Source organism: Kitasatospora sp. NPDC001539 (assembly GCF_040298565.1).
Classification (GTDB): domain Bacteria; phylum Actinomycetota; class Actinomycetes; order Streptomycetales; family Streptomycetaceae; genus Kitasatospora.
On sequence record NZ_JBEPAK010000367.1, the window covers coordinates 1 to 4,935 of the forward strand.

Below are 4,935 nucleotides of genomic sequence, written 5' to 3' on the forward strand. Positions count from 1 at the left end.
GCGGCCGGCGCCGTCGTCCGCTTCGGGACGACGATCGAATCGGTGAAGGACGACGGCGAGGGCGTCGACGTCACCCTCGGCGACGGCCACGCCGACCGCTACGACCTGGTCGTCGGCTTCGACGGCATCGGCTCGCCGCTGCGAAGGCACCTGTACGGCCAGAGGTACGTGCCCGAGTACACGGGCTTCGCCAACTGGCGCGTCACGCTGTCCCGTTCACCCGAGGTCCAGGGCGTGGTGATGTCCACCGGCAACCTCCGGGCCAAGGCGCTGCTCACCCCGATCAGCGACGACCTGATGTACCTGGGCTCGGTGTTCGCCGAGGCCGAGGACTTCCGGCCGGATCCCGAGCGCGCCCATGAGCAGCTCCGGGAGCGGCTGGACGGCTTCGGCGGCCCGATCGCCGAGGCCCTCGCCCAGGTCACCGACCCGTCGGCGGTCGTCTACTCCCGGATCTCCCAGGTCACCGTCGAGGACCCCTGGCACGTCGGCAGGATCGCCCTGGCGGGTGACGCCGCCCACGCCTCCACCCCGCACCTCGCCCAGGGCGCCGCGATGGCCGTCGAGGACGCCCTCGTGCTCGCCCAGAGCCTGGACGCGACGGACGACGTCCCGGCGGCCCTCGCGGCCTGGGAGGAGCGCCGCCGCCCGCGGGCGATGTGGGTGCAGGCGATGTCCCGGGCGATCCTCAAGCAGGAGACGGGGACGCCGACGACGCCGGAGGAGGACGAGCTGCTGAAGGTCGGCATCCCGGGCGCCGCCCACGTGCTGGTCAAGCCGTACTGATCAGCTTGCGCCGCTTCCAGACCGCCGCCGAGACCCGGGCCAGCAGGCGGGCCGCCGGGTCGCCCCGGTCGGCGCCCGAGGCGAGCGGACCGGTGTAGCAGACCGCGATCAGGTACGGCGGGCAGTCGTAGGGGTGGACCAGGCCCACGCAGTGCCGGACACCCGGGATCCAGCCGTTCTTGAAGGCGATCCGGGTGCCCGGCGGCAGACCGGCCGCCAGGTCCACCCGGAAGGAGTTGTGCTCGAGCAGGGCGAGCAGCTCGGGCTCGTCGGCGAGCGAGTGCAGCAGCCGCACCAAGTCCCGGGCGCTGACCAGGTTGTGCACGCCCGCGTCACGCGCCGCGTAGTCCTCGATCCCGCGCGGGCTGGCGCTCCGGGTGGCTCCCGCCCGCCGCCACACCTCGGCGACGGCTCCGGGCTCGGTGCGGGCCAGGCAGAGGTTGGTCGCGAGGTTCGAGGAGTGGGTGATCATCCGCTCGGCGAGCAGGCGGAGCGGCACGTGGGTGCCGAGGAGTTCCCAGGGCAGCGGGTCGCTGTCCCAGTCGGGATCGTTGGCGAACTCCCCGCCGACAGCCGAGCGGTGCCGGTTCACCACCGGCACCTCGGCATCGAGATTCACCCCGCTGCGGGTGAGTGCGGCGAGCACCGCGACCTTCATGGTGCTCGCAGCATCGTGCAGTTCGTCCGGCGCACGCGTGAACACCGGCTCCGGATCGCTCGCCCAGGGGGCCACCACCACGGACAACATGGCGGCAGGATAGAGGAGATCCGGTCAGACCTCGGCCGTAGCGGCGAACGACACGAACGCCTTCCAGGCAGCGGGGTCGAAGGAAAGGTGAGGCCCGCTCTGGTCCTTGGAGTCACGGACGAGAACGGCGGCCACGGTCTCGGCGACCTCGACGCATTGACCGCCCTCGTTGCTGCTGTAACTGCTCTTGCGCCATGCCAGCTTCGCGTTCATCGTTCTCCCAGCATCTTCTCGATCAAGGACATCGACTCCCTCACATCGAGCGATTGCCCTCTGAGAGCGCCGTATCGTGCGTTCATGATACGGACTTCCTCCTGATCAGTGATCAATCGACTACTTTGCTGCGCCTCGATGTATCCGTTCTGCGGGCGGCCCTTGGGAGTGATCAGCGTGAAGGGCCCTCCCAGGGCTGGGTGATCAGCGCTGCCGGTAGGCATGATGTGGATCGCCATGCCACGCATCCTTCCCACCGCCAGAAGGTGTCGCAGCTGCTCCTCGTGGACGCCCCAGCCACCCAAAGGGCGCTGGAGGACACTCTCCTCGATGACCCAGCTGAAGATCGCCCGAGGCCATCGGGTCAAGATCTCCTGCCGCGCCAAACGAGCGGTTACGCGCTCTTCGATCACCTCCTCGGTGAGCAGAGGTTGACGCATCCCGAAGAGCGCACGGGCGTGTGACTCAGTCTGCAGAAGGCCGGGAATCAGCAGGGTGCTGTACTCGTGGATCTCAATGGCTACAGGCTCCAAGCCCGCATAGCCCCTGAACCAGGCAGGATGCCGGATTCGCGCCTTTGCCCGCGCGCTCATCACGTCATCCTTCGCGATCGCCAACGCACCACCAGCGTCGAGAATCTTGTCCACCGCGACCAACAACTCCGGCTGCGGGGTACGCACCCCGCGCTCAACCGCGCCGATCAGCTGATCGCTGTATCCGGTCAGCTTGGCCAGCTCCTTCTGGGTGAGTCCCGCCCTCTCCCGAAAGAGCTTGATCTGCTTGCCGATAGCGCGGAAGAAGTCCGAGACCTCTCCCAAGTCCTCCTGCAGATCCTCACGGATCTCGTCGCCCGCTCCGTTGTCTCGTACTGCGCCCATCGCGATCACCCCACCGGATCCACAAAAAGCTGTCTGCACCCGTACAAGCACTCTCTGTGCCCATCGGATCCATGGTCAGCGTACGTCCGCGCCGCCACGCTTCTTCCCATGACGACCGAAATCCCCCTCGACAGCCCGCTCCTCCACACCACCACCCTGGCCGCCACCCCCAAGGGGGCGGCCATCTGCCGGCGCATCGCCAGGCGCCAACTCACCACCTGGGGGCTCAACTCCACCCACACCGAGTCGTTCCACTCGGCGCTCCTCGTCGTCGCGGAACTGGCCGCGAACGCGATCACGCACGGACGCGTTCCGGGGCGCGGCTTCGAGCTGCACCTCGCCCTCACCACCACCGCGCGCCGGGGCACCACCCTCCGCATCGCGATCAGCGACCCCCGGGGGGACCGGACCCCGCTGCTCCCCACCACGCTCACCCCCAACGCCCAGTCCGGGCGCGGCCTCACTCTGATCCATGCGCTCTGCGACCGCTGGGGCACTCTCCCCCGGCACCCCAACGCCAAGACCGTCTGGGCCGAACTCGACCTCACCGCCCCCGATGCGGCCTGAACCCCGCCATAGCGGAGGGCACGCGACCCTCTGCACCCTTCTCCCGTTCGCGCTCCTGCTCGCCCTGTTCGCCTGGGCGGCCCACCCCCTCACCGCCCGCCACCCTGACCGCCCCCACCTCCGTCCCGCTTCGACCCCGACCGCCACCCCGTAGCCCTGACAAGGAGTGGGAAGTCGGACAGGCCGACTTCCCACTCCCACCAGGGGCCGACCGGCCCTCGACAGTCGTGGCCGCCACGACGCGCCACAGGCAGCGTTCACCTCAGACCATTGCAACGCTTCGCCCCTTCGCGCCCATTGCGTTCAGCCCACGCCCGTTGCAACTCTCCACTGAATCGCCCTCCTGAGCGGCAGGTTCAGGCAACGCAACAACGTTGACGGTTTCACAAACGCAATGTAGCTTTGAGCTCGTTCGAGAAACTGGAACAACCACTCAGGGGGACCCACCATGGGCGCGAGCAACAACGGCTTCACCGACGCGGGGCTGCGCAGGCTGCACGACGTACTGGCGCGGCACATCGACTCCGGCGCGGTGCCCGGCGCCGTCGCGCTGGTCGGCCGGGGCGACCGGACGCACGTCCTGGCGCTCGGGACGATGAACCACGGCGGCGGCGAGCCGATGCGCCGGGACACGATCTTCCGGATGGCCTCCACCTCCAAGCCGGTCACGGTGGCGGCGGGGATGGTCCTGCTGGACGAGTGCCGGCTGCGACTGGACGACCCGGTGGACCCGTGGCTGCCGGAACTCGCCGACCGGCGCGTGCTGAAGCGGATCGACGGCCCCCTGGACGACACCGTGCCGGCGAAGCGGCCGATCACCGTACGGGACGTGCTGACCTCCACCTTCGGTCTCGGCATGGATATGACGGCGCTGGGCACCCCGATCATGAACGCCGTCTTCGAGCAGGGGCTCACGCCCGACCTGCCGACGCCGATGCCCGAGCCGGACGAGTGGATCCGCCGTCTGGGCACGCTGCCGCTGATGCACCAGCCCGGCGAGCAGTGGCAGTACCACATCGCCAGTGACCTGCTCGGCGTGCTGGTGGCCAGGGTCACCGGCCGGCCCTTCGAGGAGTTCATGCGCGAACGCGTCTTCGGCCCGCTGGGCATGACCGACACCGGTTTCCACGTGGCCGCCGACCGGATCGACCGGCTGCCCGACCTCTACGCCCCCGATCCGCAGAGCGGGGAGTTCCACGTCTGGGACAAGGCGGCGGACGGGCGCTGGAGCAAGCCGCCGGCGTTCCCGGGCGGTGGTGGCGGGCTGGTGTCCACCGTCGACGACTACCACGCCTACTTCCGGATGCTGCTCGACCAGGGCGTGCACGGCGGCGAGCGGATCCTCTCCCGGGCCGCCGTCGAGCTGATGACCACCAACCGGCTCACTCCCGAGCAGACCGCCGCCCGCACCGCCCTGGCCCGCGACAACGTCCACCTGTCCCACGGCCAGGGGCAGCACGGCGGTTGGGGCTTCGGGATGGCGGTGCGCACCTACCGGGGGGACTACGCCCCGGTCGGCCAGTTCGGCTGGGACGGCGGGAGCGGCACCTCCACCTACGCCGACCCGCGCAACGGGCTCGTCGGCATGGTGCTCACCCAGACCGGCATGTCCGTCCCGAACGCCGCCCGGCTGATCCACGACTTCTGGACCACCGTCTACCAGGCGATCGAGGACTGACACCGGCTCGGGAGAGAACGGAAGAGGAGTGGGGGTGCCGGACCGCCGCCGACACCAACACGCCG

6 protein-coding genes are annotated in these 4,935 nt (G+C 69.5%); 3 read left to right on the plus strand and 3 right to left on the minus strand.

Annotated elements, in window-relative coordinates:
• Positions 1–786: FAD-dependent monooxygenase (locus tag ABT247_RS31695; RefSeq protein ID WP_350749624.1), on the plus strand; the 786-nt coding region annotated here is incomplete at its 5' end.
• Here ABT247_RS31695 and ABT247_RS31700 read toward each other — a convergent pair.
• Genes ABT247_RS31700 through ABT247_RS31710 form a run of 3 tightly spaced genes read right to left on the minus strand, consistent with a single transcriptional unit; the run spans position 773 to position 2,625 of the window.
• Complete coding sequence (locus tag ABT247_RS31700) at positions 773–1,534, minus strand: serine hydrolase (RefSeq protein WP_350749627.1); 762 nt, start codon at positions 1,532–1,534, stop codon at positions 773–775. The genes ABT247_RS31695 and ABT247_RS31700 overlap by 14 nt on opposite strands.
• A gap of 24 nt (positions 1,535–1,558) precedes the next feature.
• Positions 1,559–1,747: a DUF397 domain-containing protein gene (locus ABT247_RS31705; protein WP_350749630.1), complete on the minus strand. Its 189-nt coding sequence runs from the start codon at positions 1,745–1,747 to the stop codon at positions 1,559–1,561.
• Complete coding sequence (locus ABT247_RS31710) at positions 1,744–2,625, minus strand: helix-turn-helix domain-containing protein (RefSeq protein ID WP_350749637.1); 882 nt, start codon at positions 2,623–2,625, stop codon at positions 1,744–1,746. The genes ABT247_RS31705 and ABT247_RS31710 overlap by 4 nt, the downstream gene beginning before the upstream one ends.
• Before the next feature lie 108 nt (positions 2,626–2,733).
• Between ABT247_RS31710 and ABT247_RS31715 the strand changes: the two genes are divergently transcribed.
• Positions 2,734–3,192: an ATP-binding protein gene (locus ABT247_RS31715; protein ID WP_350749632.1), complete on the plus strand. Its 459-nt coding sequence runs from the start codon at positions 2,734–2,736 to the stop codon at positions 3,190–3,192.
• 448 nt (positions 3,193–3,640) lie between these two features.
• Positions 3,641–4,870: a serine hydrolase domain-containing protein gene (locus tag ABT247_RS31720; protein ID WP_350749634.1), complete on the plus strand. Its 1,230-nt coding sequence runs from the start codon at positions 3,641–3,643 to the stop codon at positions 4,868–4,870.
• Positions 4,871–4,935 lie beyond the last annotated feature (65 nt).

What these genes read in the sequence shown, in the direction of transcription:
- ABT247_RS31720 (WP_350749634.1), top strand. Translation starts at nt 3,641, where the DNA reads ATGGGCGCGAGCAACAACGGCTTCACCGACGCGGGGCTGCGCAGGCTG.
- ABT247_RS31700 (WP_350749627.1), bottom strand. Translation starts at nt 1,534, where the DNA reads ATGTTGTCCGTGGTGGTGGCCCCCTGGGCGAGCGATCCGGAGCCGGTG.
- ABT247_RS31715 (WP_350749632.1), top strand. Translation starts at nt 2,734, where the DNA reads ATGACGACCGAAATCCCCCTCGACAGCCCGCTCCTCCACACCACCACC.
- ABT247_RS31710 (WP_350749637.1), bottom strand. Translation starts at nt 2,625, where the DNA reads ATGGGCGCAGTACGAGACAACGGAGCGGGCGACGAGATCCGTGAGGAT.
- ABT247_RS31705 (WP_350749630.1), bottom strand. Translation starts at nt 1,747, where the DNA reads ATGAACGCGAAGCTGGCATGGCGCAAGAGCAGTTACAGCAGCAACGAG.